This window comes from Streptomyces sp. SID12501 (genome assembly GCF_010550245.1).
In the GTDB taxonomy this organism is placed as follows: domain Bacteria; phylum Actinomycetota; class Actinomycetes; order Streptomycetales; family Streptomycetaceae; genus Streptomyces.
Map to the genome: position 1 here is coordinate 115748 of NZ_JAAGLU010000021.1, position 17757 is coordinate 133504.

Sequence of the window (17757 nt, forward strand, 5' to 3'; positions counted from 1 at the left end):
AACACTCCCCTCACCCCCCGTCCAGCACCCCCCGCCACTCCGCGACCGCCCCCACCGACACCGGCCTCCCCCACCCCTCGGGCCGAGCCGCACCCCCGATATGGAACGCGTCCACGCCGGCCGCACGCAGCCGCGCCACATGCTCCAGCCGCAACCCGCCCCCCACAAGCAGCCGCTGCTCGTACCCGGGCTCCCCACCCCGCGCCGCCTCCGCGAGCAGCGTGGGGAGCCCGTCGTCGACACCGACCGCCGAGCCGGCGGTGAGGTAGGTGTCCAGCCCGGGAAGCCCGTCGAGCTGCTTGCGCAACGCATCCCGGTCGACGGCATGGTCGATCGCCCGGTGGAACGTCCACCGGCACCCCTCGATCTCCCCCACGACCCGCTCGACGGCAGCGAGATCGACACCACCGTCCGCCCTCAGGAACCCCAGCACGAACTCCTCCGCACCCGCCCCCCGCAGCTCCCCGGCGACCCCGGCCAACTGGTCGACATCCCCGGCGCCGAACCCGTCCGCCAGCCGCAGCATCACCCGCAGCGGAATGTCGACGGCGGCCCGGATCCCGGCGAAGGCCGCGACCGTCGGGGTGAGCCCGTCGGCGGCCATGTCGGTGACCAGCTCCAGCCGGTCCGCACCTCCGTCCCGGGCGGCGACGGCGTCCTCGACACCGAGGGCGATCACCTCCAGCACTGCGCGCCGGCTCATCGGACCCCTTCCCTTGGATCTCTTGGATTCCCTTGGACTCACATCGGAGGCGCATCGGAGGCGACTACAGGTCTAGTCCAATCCAAGAGTACGCCCGAGCCCCGCCCCAGTCACTCACCGCACCACCCTCCGGCCCACCCCGCCCGGACGGCAGAATGCCCGCATGCCCGATCAAGCCGACCTCGACGCCGCCGCCACCCTCGCCACCCTCCGCGCCCACTGGACCCGGACCCTGGAAGCAGCCCGCCCCCGGGACGCCAAGGAGCTTCCCGACCCCACCCCCTACGCCGACAACCTCCTCACCCGCTACCAGGAACCCCAGCGCCGCTACCACACGCTCACCCACCTCACCGCGGTCCTCGACCACATCGACGTACTGGCCGAGGCCGGGTACGCGGACGATCCCGCCCTGGTCCGACTCGCCGCCTGGTTCCACGACGCCGTATACGCCCCCGACCGCTCCGAGAACGAGGAGCGCTCCGCCCGTCTCGCCGAGCGCGCCCTCCCCGAGGCGGGCGTCTCCCCGGCGGACACCTCAGAAGTGGCCCGCCTGGTCCGCCTCACCGTCACCCACGCCCTCGCGCCCGGCGACCGCAACGGCGAGGTCCTGTGCGACGCGGACCTCGCGATCCTGGCCGCGCCCCAGGGCACGTACGCCGCCTACGCAGCCGCAGTCCGCGAGGAGTACGCCTTCGTCCCGGAGGACGCCTTCCGGGAAGGCCGGGCAGCGGTACTGCGCCAACTCCTCGCCCTGCCCGAGCTGTTCCGGACGCCGTACGGATCGCAGCACTGGGAGGGACCGGCGCGCGCCAACATCGCGGCGGAGCTGAACCGGCTCGAAGCCGGCTCGGGGCCGGTTTAATGCGTGTCCGTCACCGCACCCCACCCCCTATCCTCGCCGCATGCTGAGCATGGGCGGGAACGAAGTGGACGAGGCCGTCGCGAGCGCGGTGGCGCTGCTGCGGCCGGTGGTGGACCGGGACTGGGCGGACACCAACGCGGGTGGGCTGGACTGGAGTTGCCGGCAGACCGCCGAGCACATCGTCACCGACCTCGTCACCTACGCCGCGCGGCTGGCGGGACGGACACAGAGCCCGTACGCCCGCCTCAACATCACCCTCGGCAGCGTGGGCGGCCTGGCCCCCGCCGGCAACGAAGGTGCCGACACACGCGTCAACGAAGGCATCCTCGACGTCATCACGGCGACCGGCGCCCTGCTCACCGCCGCCATCCGCACCGCACCCCGTGATGCGCGGGCCTTCCACCCGGCCCCCTTCCGCAGTGCGAACCGCGAGGGCTTCGCCGCGATGGGCATCGCCGAAGTGCTGCTGCACGCCCACGACATGGCCGAGGGCCTGGGGCTGCCGTACGAACCGCCCGCACACCTGGCGGAGTTCGTCCTCACCCGAATCTTCCCGGAGGTCCGGCCGGGCCCCGACCGCTGGCAGACCCTGCTCTGGGCGACGGGCCGCGCGGACCTCCCCGGCCGCGCCCGGCTCACCGGGTGGACCTGGAGCAACAACCTCGTCCTCGACACCGACCGCCTCCGTCTGGAGGGCGTCACCCCGGCCGCCGCCGCCGACCTGAGCTCGGGCGCCGCCGACCTGAGCTCGGGCGGCACCGGCGGCTTCGACTGGATCGAGGACGGCCCCTTCCACGGCACTCGCGAGGCCGCCGGGATGCTGATCAAGTCCTACGAAGCGGGCGTACACCGCCCGGAGTTCGGCATGTACATCCTCGTACGCCGCGAGGACGACCGCGCGGTCGGCGGTGTCGGCTTCCACGGCGCCCCCGACGAGGAGGGCAAGGCCGAGGTCGGCTACGACCTCGCGGAACCCGCCCGTGGCAACGGCTACGCCACGGAGGCGCTGCGCGCGCTGGCGGAACGGGCGCTGGCCCGGGACGACGTACGGTCCCTGTTCGCGACCATCGAGCCGAGCAACGCCCCGTCCCAGGCGGTGATCGCCCGCGCCGGATTCGTGAGGGTGAGCGAGGAACTCGACGCGGAAGGCCTCCAGGCGTACGAGTTGCGCGGCTGACGACGAAGCCTGCCAAGCAGACCAGGCAGACCGGCCCGACACAGCCGTTCCCACCCGTCCTACCGTTCCGCTACCTTCCGCCTGCGCAGTCCCGCCCCGTGCAGCAGCCGCACCACCTCGCGGCTGCTGACCTCCACCGCCCCGGCGGCCACCACATCCCCGTACCGATGCGACGGAATGTCGTAGTGGTCGCGCTCGAAGGCCCGCTGGGGTACGCCCAACTCACCGGCGAACGTGTGCAGTTCCTCGTACGAGACATCGCTCACGAGGTGTGACCACAGTCGGCCGTGCCCGGGCCAGACCGGCGGGTCGATGTAGATCGTCACGACGACGCCGTCCCACCCGAGGCCGTCGCCAGCCCGCCGATCGCCGCGACCCGCACCCCCGCCTTGTGGCACACCCACTGCGGATCGGGGCCCAACTCCGGTTCCACCTCAAGGGCGTGGGGATCGCCGCCGCCGCAGACGGGGCAGAGCGGCCAGCGGCCGTACGTCCCCAGCAGCGCGTCCTGGACGTCCTGGGCGACCAGCCCGGCCACGTACCCAGCGCCGTCCGGCCACTGTTCGACCCACCAGCGGCGCTGTACGACCGACTCCTCGACCATCGAGACGACATCCGCCTCGGCGACCTCGCGCGCGGCCAGGTCGGCGAGGACGAGGGCGCGTGCCGCGTGCAACGCCTGCTCCAGGCGGGTGATGGGGGCGTCGGAGTCGCCGGTGGTGGTCATGCACCCATTGTGCGCACTCTTGACCGTACGTCCGAACGGAAAATATCTTTCATCCTGTGAGCCGAGACGTGAAGGAAATTTTCGGAGCAGCGGCGGGCACAGCCGGTGGGCCTGGTGGAGCTGGAGGAGCCAGGGGAGCTGGTGGACCGGGTGTCACCCCGCCCGCGCCCGCCGCCCTCGCCGCCAAGGTGCGGACACTGGCGCCCACGATGACCCGCTCCATGCAGCGCGTCGCCGAGGCGGTCGCCGCCGACCCGGCCGGCTGCGCGGCCCTGACGGTCACCGGCCTCGCCGAACTCACCGGCACCAGCGAGGCGACGGTCGTCCGTACGTCCCGGCTGCTCGGCTACCCCGGCTACCGCGACCTGCGTCTCGCCCTCGCGGGCCTGGCCGCCCAGCAGCAGTCGGGACGCTCCCCGGCCGTGACCGCCGACATCGCGGTCGACGACCCGATCGCGGACGTCGTGGCGAAACTGGCGTACGACGAGCAGCAGACCCTCGCCGACACGGCCGCCGGGCTGGACATGGCGCAGCTGTCCGCCGCCGTCGGCGCGCTGGCCGCCGCCCGTCGCATCGACATCTACGGCGTCGGCGCCTCCGGTCTGGTCGCCCAGGACCTCACCCAGAAGCTGCTACGCATAGGGCTGATAGCGCACGCCCACAGCGACCCGCACCTCGCCGTGACCAACGCGGTGCAGCTGCGCGCGAAGGACGTCGCCGTCGCGATCACGCACTCCGGGTCGACCGGGGACGTCATCGAGCCGCTGCGCGTCGCGTTCGAGCGCGGAGCCACGACCGTCGCGATCACCGGACGCCCCGACGGACCCGTCACCCAGTACGCCGACCACATCCTCACCACCTCCACGGCTCGCGAGAGCGAGCTGCGCCCGGCGGCGATGTCGTCGCGCACCAGTCAACTCCTCGTCGTGGACTGTCTGTTCATAGGCGTGGCACAGCGAACGTACGAGACGGCGGCCCCCGCGCTCTCCGCCTCCTACGAAGCCCTCGCGCACCGCCACACCCCGCGCAGCAGCGGCACGACCTCACGCCGCTAGGCCCGCCCGCGCCCGGGCGCTTCCCCGTCCGGGCCGCACACCGACAGCCGTAACACCGGTAGCCGCACCGTCACAGCGTCGTACCGGAAGATCCGAGAGAGCCGCACGCCATGACCTCAACCGCTGACGCCTCCTCCAACCACCGCGCCCTGAAAGAGGAGTTGGAGTCGCTGACGACGGAGGCGTTCCGCCCGGAGCTGGCCGACATCGACCAGCTTCCCACCCTCGACATCGCCAGGCTGATGAACTCCGAGGACACGACCGTCCCGGCCGCCGTCGCCGCACGGCTCCCGGAGATCGCCGCCGCGATCGACGCCCTGGCCGCCCGGATGGCACGCGGGGGCCGGCTGGTCTACGCGGGCGCCGGTACGCCGGGCCGGCTCGGCGTACTGGACGCCTCCGAGTGCCCGCCCACCTTCAACACCGACCCCGCGCAGGTCACGGGCGTGATCGCGGGCGGCCCCGAGGCCATGGTCACCTCCGTGGAGGGCGCCGAGGACTCCAGGGAGCTGGCGGCCGACGACCTCGACGCCCTCCGCATCACCGCCCTGGACACGGTGGTCGGCGTCTCGGCGTCCGGCCGTACGCCGTACGCGGTCGGCGCCGTCGAACACGCCCGCGCGCTGGGCGCGTTGACGATCGGCCTGTCCTGCAACGCGCGCAGCGCGCTCGCGTCGGCGGCCGAGCACGGCATCGAGGTCGTCGTCGGACCGGAGCTGCTGACCGGCTCGACGCGTCTGAAGGCGGGCACGGCCCAGAAGCTGGTCCTCAACATGCTGTCGACGATCACGATGATCCGGCTCGGCAAGACGTACGGGAACCTGATGGTCGACGTACGGGCGTCGAACGAGAAGCTCCGGGCCCGCTCCCGCCGGATCGTCGCCCTGGCGACCGGCGCGGGCGACGAGGAGATCGAGGCGGCACTCGCGGCGACGGACGGGGAGACGAAGGACGCGATCCTCGTCGTCCTCGGCTCGGTCGACGGCCCGACGGCCGCCCGCCTCCTCGCGGAGAACGACGGCCACCTGCGGGCGGCGCTGGCGGCGGCCCTTCGATGACGGGCCACTGATTCACTCACCCGTTCGCGGGTCGGGCAGGATGGGCGCCATGACCGAGATCCACACCCCTCGCCTCCTCCTCCGCCGCTGGACCGACGACGACCTCGTGCCCCTGTCGGAGATCCTCGCGGACTCCCAGGTCATGCGCTGGATCGACGACGGCTCGGTGCGCGACCTGGAGTACGCGGCGGAGGCCATCGAGCGGTGGGAGGAGGAGTGGGACGAGGAGGGCTTCGGCCTCTTCGCCGTCGAACTGCTCGCCTCGGGTGAAGTGATCGGCGCTGTCGGCCTGTCCGTGCCCGAGTTCCTGCCGGAGGTCGCGCACGACGTCGCGATCAGCTGGCTGCTCGGCTCCCAGTTCTGGGGCCAGGGATACGCCTCCGAGGCCGCCCACGCCACCCTGGAGTTCGCCCTCCAGGACCGGGGCCTCGACCGCGTGATCAGCATCAGCCGAGGGGGCGACGACGCCTCCGAGAACATCATCCGCAAGCTGGGCCTGACGGAGGAGCGGGACACCACCCACCCTGTGTACGGCCACCAGCTGCTCGTACACGCGATCGACCTGACGGAGTTCGAGGCATAGGCGCACTCGCGCCCGCGTTGTCAGTGGCGTGTGCGACGGTTGAGACCGCTGAGCGCTCAGCGCAACGCACGCACGTACGCCGAAGGGACGACCACCGTGAACCACGCCCAGCTGACCGCCCTCGGGCGAGCCCTGCGCGTCCTCGGTGAGCACGGGGACGCGCTCACCGGTGACACCGCCGACACGAAGCTGCACGAGATCAAGGCCGACCTGAAGCGGGCCCTGGCGATCCTGGACGACACGGTGGCCGGGGCGGCGCCCACGACCCGCTGCGCCGAGCACCCCAACGGCCCGGTGGACGAAAGCGCGGGTGACCTCTGCCTGCTCTGCGAGACGCGCCGCCGCAGCGCCCGCCGCTCCCAGCAGAACGGCACCTACCCGCAGGCCCGCCACACCGACCCGGACACGGCGCCCCCCGAGCGCACGATGTCCCGCTACGGCGTACGGGCCGACCGCCCCGAGTCCCAGCAGCGCTGGCTCCCCGAGGTCTGGACCGGCCAGAACTGGCAGCTCTGCGGCACCCCGCGCCGCGACCGCCAGGAGGCCGAGCGCTACCTCTCCGCCGAGCGCCGCGCCCCCCGCCCCGGCATCGCCTACCGCCTGATCCACGAGTTCACCGACTACGAGGTCCTGCGCATCTGGGGCACACCGATGAAGGTGGACATCGAGCCGATGGGGAACCTGTAGTCCTCCCCGACAGCCTCACCAGCCGGAGGAGCCCTCGCTCACGGCACGGATCCGCGCTCCACCACCCACTCCACGGACTGCCCGGTGATCTCGGCGATGTGGTCGAAGTCGCCGTCATAGTGCAGCACCGTCACACCGTGCCGCTCAGCCGTGGCAGCGATCAGCAGGTCCGGGATGGATGCCTCGCGGTGCATGCCCTTATCCGCCAGAAGCCCCTGGACCTCGATGGCCCGGGCGCCGATCTCATCGGTGAGAGGAAGCCACTCGAACCCTTTGCGGACCGACCGTCCCGCCGCATGCTCTTCCCCGTTACGAGCACTGAACAGAATCTCAAGGTCGATCACAGCGCACGTCGCCAGGAGCCCTCGCTGCATAAGCGGCATCAACACAGCCCTGACCGACGGGTTTCCGGTCCGCGCCCACACACTCTTGTCGACGAGATACCGCTCTACCGCCACGCTTTCGCCATCACTTCCGGGTCGCCGAGGTCACTGAAAACCCCGTCTTCCAGCATGTCCATGAACCGCTGCCGCTTCGCCGCCGCCACGAACTCCGCCAGAGCGCCGTTCACCGTGGCTCGTTTGGTCGTGGTGCCCAGTATTTCCGCGGCCTCGGCAATGAGTGCATCATCGAGGTCGATCATGGTACGCGACATAGCTTCCTCCATACACACATTTTCCTCTTCCTAGTATGCATTGATCTCCTTGAAAATGGTGCCTGAACCACTCACGCGGCCCCCCACCCGACCGGCGAGACCGCAAACCTTGATCCACACGACCGGGTGAACCAGTTCCCTCGTCCGATGCAAAGCGGCCGGACCGACGGCCGGTGATCATCAATGCTGCCGGTGTCCGCATCAGTACTTCGCCGGGAGAGTTTCCTTGAACGTCCGCCGTTTCCTGACCACCGCCCTCGCCGTCGTCGGTCCCCTGACCAGCGCCCTGGTGCTCGCCGTCGCCACTCCGGCGGCCACCGCCGCCGCGAACCCCTGCGGGTTCTACGAGACAGGCAGCGACGCGTTCTACAACCACTGCACGAGCGACGGCTCGCGCATCATCATCGAGGTCGAGGTGTGGGGCCCGAACTACGAGAGGTGTGTGGGCCCCGGCGAGACCTGGCTCGGCAGCAGCGGCAAGATCGACGGCGCCTTCTACACCGGCCGCCTCTGCTGACCTGATCTGCTCCGACCTCAGCACACCTGATCCGGCCCGACCCCATCCGGGCCGGATCACCCGCCCGCCTCAAGGCAGCCGCCCCTCCAGGTTGACCCGCCGTACGCGCGCCCGCAGCACGTCCCCCGGCGCCGCCTCGCCCAGCGCCTCCGGCGGACAGTCCCACTCGCACCCGCCGCCCACGGGCCGCAGCTGCACGTATCCACCCTCACGCCCCATGACCTCGCCGATCCGCCCGTCGCGCACATCGAGGGCGTACGTCACCTCACGCACCCTCGTCGCCACCGGCGGCCAGGCCCTCCAGCACGGCGGCCAGCCGCGTCGCCGTACGGACGTTGCAGCGCCCGAGGACGACCAGCGCGAACGGCTCCCCACTCGCAGCGCCAACGGGGTCGACGCCCAACGACGGCAGGGCCACCCCAACCCCCTTCAGCGCAGCCCGCAACCGCGCCACGATCTCCTCGGTCGTCAGCAGCCGCCCGTCCGACATCAGCTCCATCGCACCCGTTCCCCTCCACTCTGAGTGTTCGCTTTCTCCACACAGCGTGGCGGTCAGGTGTCTAACCTGGCCAGAGACGACATCCCAACAAACTCATGTGTCGGACAGGGAGTTGCCGCCATGGCTGGTTCGAAGGACCTCGACCCCTCCTCCTCACCCCGGGCCTTCCTCGGCGCCGAACTGCGCCACGCCCGCGAGGCGGCGGGCCTGAGCCAGGACGAACTGGGCCGACCGCTCTTCGTCAGTGGTTCGTTCATCGGGCAGATGGAAGCCGGTACGCGGCGGATGATGCACGAGTACGCCGTGCAGATAGACCAGATCCTGGGCACGAAGGACTTCTTCGAGCGCAACTGCGCCGCCCTGGCCAAGTCGAAGTACCCGGACCACTTCGCGGAGGCGGCGGAGGCGGAAGCGGTGGCTACGGCCATCAGGGAGTACGCCCAGCTACTGATTCCGGGGCTGTTGCAGACCAAGGCATACGCGGAGGCGGTCTTTCGTGCCTACAAGCCGCTGGCCCCGAACGCCGAGATCGATGAGGACGTGATCAACCGCCTCGACCGTGCCCGACTACTCGACAACCCAACAACGCCGTTGTTGTGGTCGGTTCTGGACGAGGCAGTGCTCCGGAGAGTGGTCGGCGGTCCGGCAGTGATGGCGGAGGCGTTGCGGCACGTGGCAGCACTTGTCCGACAGCACCGGATCATCGTGCAGGTGCTGCCGTTCGGCGCCGGGGCACATGCGTCGATGCACGGCTCCCTGAAGCTCATGGAGTTCGAGGACGCTCCGCCGCTCTCCTTCGTCGAGGCGCCCGACATGGGGAAACTGCAGGACGACCCGGCCACGGTCACCCGACACACCCTGATGTTCAACCTCCTCCAGGCGGCGGCACTTTCGCCTCAAGATTCACTGGCCCTGATCGAGTCGGTGGCGCACGATTACGAGCATGGAGAAGAACACTCTTGAGCACGCCCTGAGCACGGCCACCTGGCATAAGTCGTCATACAGCGGCGGCGACGGCGGGAACTGCCTGGAGGTCGCCCGCTGGCGCAAGTCGACGTACAGCGGCGGCAGCGGCGGCGACTGCCTGGAGGTGGCCGACGGCCACCCCGCCCTCGTCCCCGTCCGCGACTCCAAGAACCCGCAGGGCCCGAAGCTCGCGTTCCGGGCGGAGGCGTGGGAGGCGTTCGTCGCCGACCTCAAGCACGGCTGAAGCACGACTGAACCACCAGCGGAACCGGCCGGCAGACGCGTCACGACCGACGCGTCTACGACCGTCGCGTCTACGAACCTGACCCCCTTCGGCGTATTTGGTCGTAAATGCCACCGGAACATGCACTACCCGGTGACGGCCCGTCGGCGCGCTGCGAGTTTGGGCGGCAACCGACGAGATGGCCGCAAGGCCAGAAGGATGGTCACGGTGCCCGCAATCGCCAAGAACGCCGACGACGCGAAAACCCAGCTCACCAGCTACTGCGCCGACATCAGCTTCGACCCGGAGTGGATCAGCCCGGAGAAGTGGCAGACCACCATCGGCATCGCCTGCGACAAGCAGTACGGCCTGGAGGAGGCCAAGAGGACGATCCAGCAGGACATGCTCGACCTCGCCGGATCGAAGGCGAAGGAGAACCGCCAGGCGACACTCGACGGCGACCCCGACGACCTGTTCGACACGATCGAGGCCACCCCTGCGCTCAACAACACCCTCGCCCACAAGATCCTGAAACTCTGCGCCACCGCCTACGTCGGAGGCGAGCGCGTCAACCTGGGACTGGGGCTCGGCGGCAAGAAGAAGATGCCCCCGGCCGAATACACCACCCTGTGCGGCCTCTGGACACTGGCCGCCGGGCACATCACCGGCGCCGGTGTGTTCACGGAGTTCGTGAGTCATCCCCCGCAGGACAAGGCCGCGTTGGGCAAGGGAAACGTCGGCGCCACGCTGGACACGCGCGGGTTACAGGGAAACCTGCTGGTGAAGATCAACGGCGTGCGCTTCAACATGCACATCGACATCGCCGGCTGAGGCCGACGACGGCCAAAGGCCGCCCCGAAGCTCAAGCAGCCAGCCCCGAGCCCTCTTTCTGAGGATGAGGAGGTGGGTCTCAACCCACCCATCCTCCCCGCGTGTTGACTTGACGCGTTCGACTTGCCACGCAGAGTTACAAGAAGCTAGCGTGCCCAGATAACGAACAACCCCCGCTAGGTGCTGGAACACCTGCGGGGGCCTGACCTCCGAGATCGAAAAGAGCGATCCCGTGGCTGAAGCCAACTTTAGTGCTGCCGTCCTGCCCGCGCACGCGACCCCGCCTCACCCGATGGCCAATCCGGGTTACGGCAAGCGCGAGGCCCCCGACCAACGCCCCCGCACGAACCACGACTTCGCGCATCTTCCGCCACGTGAGGCAGCGGTCGCCGCGTACATCGACCTTCGCGGAGTGGTTCGAGCGCGGGGCGGACGAGAAGTCCGTACGGCATGCCCTGGCCGCCGGCCTGCCGACGCCGGTCCACCACCCGGCCAGTCTGATCCGCAGGCGCCTGACCAGCAAGCTCCCGCCCGAACCGCCTGCCGTACGGGCACCGCTGCGAATGCTGGAGTGCGCGAAGTGCGGAGTGCCGGGGCGGGCGGAGGCGCTGGCGGAGGGCGTGTGCGGGGAGTGCCGGGGCGAGTACGCCCCCGCTCACCGCGATGCGCCCCCACTCGCACCGACAATCCATGCCCGTGCAGCAGAGATTCGCGCTGCGATGGCCCATAAGCGCCAGGAAAGGACACCCGTATGACGGCTCCAACGGTCCGCCAAGGTCACTCCAGGGCACGATGTGAGGAAGGAGGCAACGCCATGACCCCTGACACCGCTGACCGCCCGCAGATGTCCGTCGAGGACTTCGAGGAACTCGCCCGCAGGGCTCCGCGAGAGCTGCGGACCCGTCTGAAGTTCCTCGGCGGGAAGCTGTGCATCCGCCACGGCCCGCTCGATGTGGACGAATTCGAGGAACTTGCCGCCGTGGCTCCCGAAACCGTGCGGCTGGAGTACATCAACGGAAAAGTAAGGGTCAAGGCCATGCCTGACGGCAACCACACGTCGATCTACATGTGGCTGCTCCGCCAGTGCATGCAGCAGCGCCCCGACCTCGACCTCGCACCCGAACGGGGCGTCAAGGCCGAGGCCTACCGCAAGGGCCGCGCCCGCACAGACGGCTTTCTGGCGCCCGTGGACCACTTCACGGGCCATCGCGAGTGGTCCGATCCCGACGGTGCCCTCATGGCCGTGGAGATCACCTCCCACGACCACGACACCGACACCGACCAACGTGACCGCATCGACAAGCCCATCGGCTACGCGGCGGCCGACATCCCCGTCTACCTCCTCGTCGACCGTGACAACAACACCGTCACGGTGTTCAGCGAGCCGAAGGACGGCCGATACCAGCAAGCCTCGTCCTACCCCTGGGGGGCCACCGTGGCAGTCCCGCACCCCGTGGGCATCACCCTCGACACCGAGAAGCTCAAGAACTATGCCGACTGATCGTCGTCCGGGCGGAGCGGTCAGCCCTTGACCATCTTGCTCTCGACGCCGGGGAATCCCTTGTCCCACCAGTGTCCGTAGCGCCGGTAGACGGCTGGATCGCGGTCGGCGAGCAGCGCGGACAGCTTCTCCGCCTCCTCGGTCAGACCTTGCCACTCGGCCTTGCCGAGTTTGCGGAAGGTGGTCAGTTCCAGCCCGCCGTCGGCCGCGCGCCACACTCCGGCGACCTGCCCGTCGACGAGCAGGCAGGGCAGCATGTCGCCGTTGCGCCGGACGACCAGCGGCCGGTACTCCTGGGGCATCACCCGCCCGGGGACAGCGTGGGCCAGCAGCGTGCTGTCCCACATCGGCAGCAGCCTCGGCGGCGCCGGGGTGTCCTCGTCGGGCACGGTTGCCCCTGCCAGGTCGAACAGGGCGGCGCGGCCCGGACCCGCCACCCGTACCACCTGGTCGCCGAGCTCGTGCAGCGCCTGGGTGATCACCGGGCGTCCCAGCAAGGTGAAACGGGCGAAGTCCTGGGCCGACGCGGGCCCGAACGCCCGCAGGTAGGAGAGCAACAGCCGCCGCACCCCAGCTGCCGTGTCCTGCGACGCGGACCCGGGGACCGCCGTGCGGGAGGCGAGGTAGGCGTTCGGCTGCGTGAACGACCACGGGCCGCCGGTCGGCGCATGATGTATCGGCGCGTACGTCCGCAGCGCCCACCACACGCGGTGCGCGTGCTCGCCGAACCGCCCCGTGACCTCCTCCTCCACCTCGGCGCCCGTACGGGGTCGCGCCAGGAACCCGGCAAGCTCCGGGAGCAGCGCGTCGGCGTCGGCGTGGGTCAGCTCTGTCGTGGTGAAGCGGCGGTCGTACAGCCGCGACGCCCGCAGCGTGCTCAGCATGGCGGCGTGGTAGGACGCGTAGTCCTCGGCGTGGACGGCGTGCAGCGTGATCCGCATGAGGGTCGCCTTCACGATCCGGCGGTCCGCGAACGCCGCATCGAGCTGTCCGGGCTCGAAATCCCGCAAGCGGTTCCACAGCGCCAGGTACGGCGACGCCGGTGTCTGCGCCTGCAGAGCGCAGACCCGGCGGACCGCCTCCGCCACATCAAGGCGCTGACGTTCGAGCAGGAGCTGACGGTCCAAGGTGGCCAGGGCGAGCCGTCGCGCGGTGAGGATCACGCCCCGGATTATGCCGCCCCCTCCCTCCCACACACAGACACGGGCGCCGGCCGCCGGAGCCGGCGATACCTGGTTGTGCGGGGGCCGGAACAGACACACGCCGAAGCCCAGGCCGGGGAAACCGGACCTGGGCTTCGGCGTGTGTCTGCGGTGCCGGATACCGGATGCCCGGCGGCTGGCGGCTGGCGGCTGGCGGCTGGCGGCTCAGCCGGCCACTAGCTCAACGACCCCAGCGCCGCCGCCTCGTAAGCCTTCAGCTCGCCCGTCCTGTCCTCCAGGACCTTCGCCGCCCACTCCGGGTCCTGGAGCAGTGCGCGGCCGACCGCGACGAGGTCGAACTCCTCGTTCTCCAGGCGGTCCAGGAGGTCGTCGATGCTCCTGACCGGGGAGCCCTCGCCCGCGAAGCCGTTGATGAAGTCGCCGTCGAGGCCGACCGAGCCGACGGTGATCGTCGGCTTGCCGGTGAGCTTCTTCGTCCAGCCGGCCAGGTTGAGGTCCGAGCCGTCGAACTCCGGGAGCCAGTAACGGCGCGTGGAGGCGTGGAAGGCGTCGACGCCGGCCGCCGCGAGCGGGGTCAGGACCGACTCCAGCTCCTCGGGGGTCTCGGCGAGGCGCGCGTCGAAGGCGCCCGACTTCCACTGCGAGTACCGGAACAGGATCGGGAACGACGCGGACACGGCCCCGCGTACGGCGGCCACGATCTCCGCCGCGAACTTCGTACGGGCGACCGGGTCACCCCCGTACGCGTCCGTGCGGCGGTTGGTGCCGGCCCACAGGAACTGGTCGAGCAGGTAGCCGTGGGCGCCGTGCAGTTCGACTCCGTCGAAGCCGATGCGCTCGGCGGCCACCGCGGCCTCGACGAACGCGTCGATGACGTCGTCCAGGTCCTCCTGCGTCATCTCCTTGCCGAAACCGGCGGTGCCGTCCAGCCGCAGACCGGACGGGCCGACCGGCGGGGCGTCGGCGAACGGGGGCTGCCCGGCCTCCCTGACCATGCCGATGTGCCACAGCTGGGGCACGATCTTCCCGCCGGCCGCGTGCACGGCGTCGGCGACCTTCGCCCAGCCCGCGAGCTGCTCCTCGCCGTGGAAACGGGGGACGCCGTCGCTGTCACCGGCGGATTCGTGTCCGACGTAGGTGCCCTCGGTGACGATCAGACCGACCCCGGCGCCCGCGCGGCGCGAGTAGTACGAGGCAACGTTCTCGCCGGGGACGCCACCGGGCGAGAACTTGCGCGTCATCGGCGCCATCACGATCCGGTTCGGCACGGTCAGGCCGTTCAGCGTGACGGGGCGGGAGAGGATCTGGGCCGCGCGGGAGGTCTGGGTGGGGGCTGTCACGTGGGGGCTCCTTGGGAGGGGACGGGAGATGAGCGGAGGTGCGGGTGCAATTGCTTGCATGTGCATCAACTACGTTCCTCCGGTCCTCCATTCCGGCCCGCCGGGGATGCCTCCTGTGATCCCCGCCACTGTGCGCGCCGCGACCTCGGAGGTCCCGCAAACGCCCGAGGGCGGCACCCTCCTCGTAAGGAGAAGGGTGCCGCCCTCGGTACGAAGGACAGTGATCAACCAGAGGTCGATCAGAAGTCCATGTCACCGCCCGGCATACCGCCGCCGCCACCGGCGCCGGCACCAGCCTTCTCCGGCTTGTCGGCGATGACTGCCTCGGTGGTGAGGAAGAGCGCAGCGATCGACGCGGCGTTCTGCAGCGCGGAGCGCGTCACCTTCGCCGGGTCGATGATGCCCTCGGCGATCATGTCGACGTACTCACCGGTCGCGGCGTTGAGGCCGTGGCCGACGGGAAGGTTGCGGACCTTCTCGACGATGACGCCACCCTCGAGACCACCGTTGACGGCGATCTGCTTGAGCGGGGCCTCCAGGGCGAGACGCACGATGTTGGCGCCGGTCGCCTCGTCACCCGTCAGCTCGAGCTTCTCGAAGACCGAGGTGGCCTGGAGCAGGGCCACGCCACCACCGGCGACGATGCCCTCCTCGACGGCCGCCTTCGCGTTGCGAACGGCGTCCTCGATGCGGTGCTTGCGCTCCTTGAGCTCGACCTCGGTGGCGGCACCGGCCTTGATGACCGCAACACCGCCGGCGAGCTTCGCCAGGCGCTCCTGCAGCTTCTCGCGGTCGTAGTCGCTGTCCGAGTTCTCGATCTCGGCGCGGATCTGGTTGACCCGGCCGGCGACCTGGTCGGCAGAGCCGCCGCCGTCGACGATCGTGGTCTCGTCCTTGGTGATGACGACCTTGCGCGCACGGCCCAGGAGGTCCAGGGAGGTGTTCTCGAGCTTGAGACCGACCTCCTCGGAGATCACCTCGCCACCCGTGAGGATCGCGATGTCGTTCAGCATCGCCTTGCGGCGGTCACCGAAGCCCGGAGCCTTGACCGCGACGGACTTGAAGGTCCCGCGGATCTTGTTGACGACCAGGGTCGAGAGCGCCTCGCCCTCCACGTCCTCGGCGATGATCAGCAGCGGCTTGCCCGACTGCATGACCTTCTCCAGGAGCGGGAGCAGGTCCTTGACCGAGGAGATCTTGGAGTTGGCGATGAGGATGTAGGGGTCCTCGAGCGACGACTCCATGCGCTCCATGTCGGTCGCGAAGTACGCCGAGATGTAGCCCTTGTCGAAGCGCATGCCCTCGGTGAGTTCCAGCTCCAGACCGAAGGTCTGGGACTCCTCGACGGTGATGACGCCTTCCTTGCCGACCTTGTCCATCGCCTCGGCGATGAGCTCGCCGATCTGCGTGTCGGCGGCGGAGATGGAGGCGGTCGAAGCGATCTGCTCCTTGGTCTCGACCTCCTTCGCCTGGTCGAGCAGGGCACCGGAGACGGCCTCGACAGCCTTCTCGATACCGCGCTTCAGCGCCATCGGGTTCGCACCCGCGGCCACGTTGCGCAGTCCTTCACGGACCAGCGCCTGGGCCAGGACAGTCGCGGTCGTCGTGCCGTCGCCGGCTACGTCGTCCGTCTTCTTCGCGACTTCCTTGACCAGCTCGGCGCCGATCTTTTCGTACGGGTCCTCGAGCTCGATCTCCTTGGCGATGGAAACACCATCGTTGGTGATCGTGGGGGCGCCCCACTTCTTCTCGAGGACGACGTTTCGGCCCTTGGGGCCGAGGGTGACCTTGACGGCGTCGGCGAGCTGGTTCATCCCGCGCTCGAGACCGCGCCGTGCCTCCTCGTCGAACGCGATGATCTTGGCCATGTGAAGTGGTCCTCCCGGACTGGGGTGGATTGCTCCGGACCGCGCTGGCGCCCGCGACGGACGGCCTGCCTGCCTCGGTGATTCCTTGCACCACCTGGCCTGCGGGCCTCACCCACCCGGTCCTTCGGTAGCACTCTCACCTTCAGAGTGCTAACGCCAATGATTAGCACTCGCCCCTGCCGAGTGCAAGCGGCTCTCGAAGATCCGCAGGTGAACAGGGGGGCGCCTACGGGCCGGTAGGCACGTCGACGGACATGCCTCGCGTTGCCGACGGACATGCCGATGGGCCCGCACCCCGTGAGGTCCCACGGAGTACGAGCCCATCGAATCCTTCAATGAAGGAAGAAGAACGTCGCTTGCGATGCGCCGGCGCGTTGCTTCAGCTGGTCGCCAGACGGACCATGTCCGCCTGCGGCCCCTTCTGGCCCTGCGAGATCTCGAAATCGACCCGCTGACCTTCCTCGAGGGTGCGGTAGCCGTCCATCTGAATCGCGCTGTAGTGGACGAAAACATCCGCACCACCGTCGACCGCGATGAAGCCGTACCCCTTCTCCGCGTTGAACCACTTGACGGTGCCCTGAGCCATGCCTAACTCCCCTATTACTGGCCCTTGCACGGATCCGCACTTCGCGAATCCGGGTCAGACCTCACCCCCCCAACCGGTGGAGGTGTGCGCCGGAACGCGTCGACCGCGGCCGAATGTATCTGCCCAACTGCCCTCTGCAACAGGTCAATCGGACGAGAAATCCGGGCACACCAGGTCAGCAAATATGCAGAGAATTCACGCGGATTCAGGGCAAGGCGGGCCCCACAAAGAGAACAAAAAACGCAAAAGGCCTGCACACTTTGGCTACTTCTCGTTGGGTGCGCGGCAGGAATTAATACGCGTGTGACGAGCGAAGTGGTGCGGCTTCCCCAACTGTACCGCGCTCAACCATACAGAATTGCCCCCTCCACTTCTCTCGCGGAGGGGGCAATTCGATGAACTCTCGGTAATCGATGTTACCGACGGTTACTACTGGCGGGTATCAACGGGTCCCGACGGGTCTCAGCCGCCGGCGACGGCCGGAATGATCGACACACCCGCACCGTCCGGCGTCGCCGTCTCCAGCCCCTGCTCGAAGCGGACGTCGTCGTCGTTGACGTACACGTTGACGAAGCGCCGCAGCTTGCCCTGATCGTCGAGCACGCGGGCGGCGATCCCGGTGTGGTTCTTCTCCAGATCGGCGATCACTTCGGCGAGGGTCCCGCCCTCGGCAGCCACCTCGGCCTGCCCGCCGGTGTAGGTACGCAGGATGGTGGGGATGCGGACGGAAACGCTCACGATGTGACCTCCCGGTCA

At 69.4% G+C, this 17757-nt stretch carries 23 protein-coding genes and 1 pseudogene; 12 read left to right on the forward strand and 12 right to left on the reverse strand.

Annotated features, from left to right (window positions below):
- Positions 1 to 10: 10 nt before the first annotated feature.
- Positions 11 to 703 carry a copper homeostasis protein CutC gene (locus G3I71_RS25195; protein WP_164317522.1) on the reverse strand — a complete coding sequence of 231 codons (693 nt, stop codon included), beginning with the start codon at positions 701 to 703 and terminating at the stop codon, positions 11 to 13.
- A gap of 163 nt (positions 704 to 866) precedes the next feature.
- Here G3I71_RS25195 and G3I71_RS25200 point away from each other — a divergent pair, with 163 nt between their 5' ends.
- Both G3I71_RS25200 and G3I71_RS25205 read left to right on the forward strand, forming a co-directional pair.
- The gene (locus G3I71_RS25200; RefSeq protein WP_164317524.1) at positions 867 to 1565 is read left to right on the forward strand and encodes a hypothetical protein; all 699 of its coding nucleotides are present in this window, start codon (positions 867 to 869) and stop codon (positions 1563 to 1565) included.
- Between the two features lie 49 nt (positions 1566 to 1614).
- Positions 1615 to 2742 (forward strand): GNAT family N-acetyltransferase, encoded by a 1128-nt coding sequence (locus G3I71_RS25205; RefSeq protein WP_203731341.1) that lies wholly within the window; start codon positions 1615 to 1617, stop codon positions 2740 to 2742.
- A 59-nt stretch (positions 2743 to 2801) separates the two neighbouring features.
- Here the strand turns inward: G3I71_RS25205 and G3I71_RS25210 are convergent, their stop codons facing one another.
- Together G3I71_RS25210 and G3I71_RS25215 are read right to left on the reverse strand one after the other, a co-directional pair.
- Complete coding sequence (locus G3I71_RS25210; protein ID WP_164317526.1) at positions 2802 to 3068, reverse strand: DUF4031 domain-containing protein; 267 nt, start codon at positions 3066 to 3068, stop codon at positions 2802 to 2804.
- Positions 3065 to 3469, reverse strand: coding sequence for a hypothetical protein (locus G3I71_RS25215; protein ID WP_164317528.1), 405 nt, complete (start codon positions 3467 to 3469; stop codon positions 3065 to 3067). Before G3I71_RS25215 ends, G3I71_RS25210 begins: the two co-directional genes overlap by 4 nt.
- A gap of 56 nt (positions 3470 to 3525) precedes the next feature.
- On the opposite strand from G3I71_RS25215, the gene G3I71_RS25220 reads away from it, so the two are divergent.
- From G3I71_RS25220 to G3I71_RS25235, 4 genes are all read left to right on the forward strand, one after another.
- Positions 3526 to 4524, forward strand: a complete 999-nt coding sequence (locus G3I71_RS25220) for a MurR/RpiR family transcriptional regulator (protein WP_164317530.1) — start codon at positions 3526 to 3528, stop codon at positions 4522 to 4524.
- Between the two features lie 110 nt (positions 4525 to 4634).
- A complete protein-coding gene (gene murQ, locus G3I71_RS25225) occupies positions 4635 to 5582 on the forward strand; it encodes an N-acetylmuramic acid 6-phosphate etherase (RefSeq protein ID WP_164317532.1) in 948 nt (315 codons plus the stop codon).
- A gap of 49 nt (positions 5583 to 5631) precedes the next feature.
- A complete protein-coding gene (locus G3I71_RS25230) occupies positions 5632 to 6165 on the forward strand; it encodes a GNAT family N-acetyltransferase (protein WP_164317534.1) in 534 nt (177 codons plus the stop codon).
- A 96-nt stretch (positions 6166 to 6261) separates the two neighbouring features.
- Positions 6262 to 6852 carry a hypothetical protein gene (locus G3I71_RS25235; RefSeq protein ID WP_164317536.1) on the forward strand — a complete coding sequence of 197 codons (591 nt, stop codon included), beginning with the start codon at positions 6262 to 6264 and terminating at the stop codon, positions 6850 to 6852.
- Between the two features lie 38 nt (positions 6853 to 6890).
- Here G3I71_RS25235 and G3I71_RS25240 read toward each other — a convergent pair whose 3' ends face one another.
- Together G3I71_RS25240 and G3I71_RS25245 are read right to left on the reverse strand one after the other, a co-directional pair.
- Complete coding sequence (locus G3I71_RS25240) at positions 6891 to 7310, reverse strand: PIN domain nuclease (protein WP_164317538.1); 420 nt, start codon at positions 7308 to 7310, stop codon at positions 6891 to 6893.
- Positions 7301 to 7519, reverse strand: a complete 219-nt coding sequence (locus tag G3I71_RS25245; protein ID WP_203731276.1) for a type II toxin-antitoxin system VapB family antitoxin — start codon at positions 7517 to 7519, stop codon at positions 7301 to 7303. The genes G3I71_RS25240 and G3I71_RS25245 overlap by 10 nt, the downstream gene beginning before the upstream one ends.
- A 214-nt stretch (positions 7520 to 7733) precedes the next feature.
- On the opposite strand from G3I71_RS25245, the gene G3I71_RS25250 reads away from it, so the two are divergent.
- Positions 7734 to 8024 (forward strand): DUF6355 family natural product biosynthesis protein, encoded by a 291-nt coding sequence (locus G3I71_RS25250; RefSeq protein WP_164317540.1) that lies wholly within the window; start codon positions 7734 to 7736, stop codon positions 8022 to 8024.
- 69 nt (positions 8025 to 8093) lie between these two features.
- Here the strand turns inward: G3I71_RS25250 and G3I71_RS25255 are convergent, their stop codons facing one another.
- Both G3I71_RS25255 and G3I71_RS25260 read right to left on the reverse strand, forming a co-directional pair.
- A complete protein-coding gene (locus tag G3I71_RS25255; RefSeq protein WP_164317341.1) occupies positions 8094 to 8288 on the reverse strand; it encodes a hypothetical protein in 195 nt (64 codons plus the stop codon).
- A gap of 1 nt (position 8289) precedes the next feature.
- Positions 8290 to 8523, reverse strand: a complete 234-nt coding sequence (locus G3I71_RS25260) for a hypothetical protein (protein WP_164317542.1) — start codon at positions 8521 to 8523, stop codon at positions 8290 to 8292.
- Between the two features lie 120 nt (positions 8524 to 8643).
- On the opposite strand from G3I71_RS25260, the gene G3I71_RS25265 reads away from it, so the two are divergent.
- The 5 genes and pseudogenes from G3I71_RS25265 (at position 8644) to G3I71_RS25285 (ending at position 12044) form a co-directional block, all read left to right on the forward strand.
- On the forward strand, positions 8644 to 9486 hold the full coding sequence (locus G3I71_RS25265) for a helix-turn-helix transcriptional regulator (RefSeq protein ID WP_164317544.1): 843 nt from the start codon (positions 8644 to 8646) through the stop codon (positions 9484 to 9486).
- Positions 9467 to 9733, forward strand: a complete 267-nt coding sequence (locus G3I71_RS25270) for a DUF397 domain-containing protein (protein ID WP_164317546.1) — start codon at positions 9467 to 9469, stop codon at positions 9731 to 9733. Before G3I71_RS25265 ends, G3I71_RS25270 begins: the two co-directional genes overlap by 20 nt.
- Positions 9734 to 9940: 207 nt before the next feature.
- Positions 9941 to 10543: a hypothetical protein gene (locus G3I71_RS25275; protein WP_164317548.1), complete on the forward strand. Its 603-nt coding sequence runs from the start codon at positions 9941 to 9943 to the stop codon at positions 10541 to 10543.
- Positions 10544 to 10835: 292 nt separating this feature from the next.
- Positions 10836 to 11298: pseudogene (locus G3I71_RS25280) on the forward strand (hypothetical protein).
- Between the two features lie 59 nt (positions 11299 to 11357).
- Positions 11358 to 12044: a Uma2 family endonuclease gene (locus tag G3I71_RS25285; RefSeq protein ID WP_239149344.1), complete on the forward strand. Its 687-nt coding sequence runs from the start codon at positions 11358 to 11360 to the stop codon at positions 12042 to 12044.
- Between the two features lie 20 nt (positions 12045 to 12064).
- On the opposite strand, the gene G3I71_RS25290 is transcribed toward G3I71_RS25285, so the two are convergent.
- The 5 genes from G3I71_RS25290 to G3I71_RS25310 form a co-directional block, all read right to left on the reverse strand.
- Positions 12065 to 13207, reverse strand: coding sequence for a winged helix DNA-binding domain-containing protein (locus G3I71_RS25290; RefSeq protein ID WP_164317550.1), 1143 nt, complete (start codon positions 13205 to 13207; stop codon positions 12065 to 12067).
- 215 nt (positions 13208 to 13422) lie between these two features.
- Positions 13423 to 14547: an NADH:flavin oxidoreductase gene (locus G3I71_RS25295; protein ID WP_164317552.1), complete on the reverse strand. Its 1125-nt coding sequence runs from the start codon at positions 14545 to 14547 to the stop codon at positions 13423 to 13425.
- 239 nt (positions 14548 to 14786) lie between these two features.
- The gene (gene groL, locus G3I71_RS25300) at positions 14787 to 16415 is read right to left on the reverse strand and encodes a chaperonin GroEL (protein ID WP_164317554.1); all 1629 of its coding nucleotides are present in this window, start codon (positions 16413 to 16415) and stop codon (positions 14787 to 14789) included.
- Between the two features lie 379 nt (positions 16416 to 16794).
- On the reverse strand, positions 16795 to 17001 hold the full coding sequence (locus tag G3I71_RS25305; RefSeq protein WP_019057200.1) for a cold-shock protein: 207 nt from the start codon (positions 16999 to 17001) through the stop codon (positions 16795 to 16797).
- A gap of 462 nt (positions 17002 to 17463) precedes the next feature.
- Positions 17464 to 17739 (reverse strand): MoaD/ThiS family protein, encoded by a 276-nt coding sequence (locus tag G3I71_RS25310; protein ID WP_053746535.1) that lies wholly within the window; start codon positions 17737 to 17739, stop codon positions 17464 to 17466.
- Positions 17740 to 17757: the final 18 nt, after the last annotated feature.

Bases quoted from the DNA above. Each gene is read 5' to 3' on its own strand.
- G3I71_RS25260 (WP_164317542.1), bottom strand. From the start codon at position 8,523: ATGGAGCTGATGTCGGACGGGCGGCTGCTGACGACCGAGGAGATCGTG.
- G3I71_RS25285 (WP_239149344.1), top strand. From the start codon at position 11,358: ATGACCCCTGACACCGCTGACCGCCCGCAGATGTCCGTCGAGGACTTC.
- G3I71_RS25230 (WP_164317534.1), top strand. From the start codon at position 5,632: ATGACCGAGATCCACACCCCTCGCCTCCTCCTCCGCCGCTGGACCGAC.
- G3I71_RS25245 (WP_203731276.1), bottom strand. From the start codon at position 7,519: ATGGAGGAAGCTATGTCGCGTACCATGATCGACCTCGATGATGCACTC.
- G3I71_RS25265 (WP_164317544.1), top strand. From the start codon at position 8,644: ATGGCTGGTTCGAAGGACCTCGACCCCTCCTCCTCACCCCGGGCCTTC.
- G3I71_RS25305 (WP_019057200.1), bottom strand. From the start codon at position 17,001: ATGGCTCAGGGCACCGTCAAGTGGTTCAACGCGGAGAAGGGGTACGGC.
- groL (WP_164317554.1), bottom strand. From the start codon at position 16,415: ATGGCCAAGATCATCGCGTTCGACGAGGAGGCACGGCGCGGTCTCGAG.
- G3I71_RS25205 (WP_203731341.1), top strand. From the start codon at position 1,615: ATGGGCGGGAACGAAGTGGACGAGGCCGTCGCGAGCGCGGTGGCGCTG.
- murQ (WP_164317532.1), top strand. From the start codon at position 4,635: ATGACCTCAACCGCTGACGCCTCCTCCAACCACCGCGCCCTGAAAGAG.
- G3I71_RS25200 (WP_164317524.1), top strand. From the start codon at position 867: ATGCCCGATCAAGCCGACCTCGACGCCGCCGCCACCCTCGCCACCCTC.
- G3I71_RS25270 (WP_164317546.1), top strand. From the start codon at position 9,467: ATGGAGAAGAACACTCTTGAGCACGCCCTGAGCACGGCCACCTGGCAT.
- G3I71_RS25195 (WP_164317522.1), bottom strand. From the start codon at position 703: ATGAGCCGGCGCGCAGTGCTGGAGGTGATCGCCCTCGGTGTCGAGGAC.
- G3I71_RS25215 (WP_164317528.1), bottom strand. From the start codon at position 3,469: ATGACCACCACCGGCGACTCCGACGCCCCCATCACCCGCCTGGAGCAG.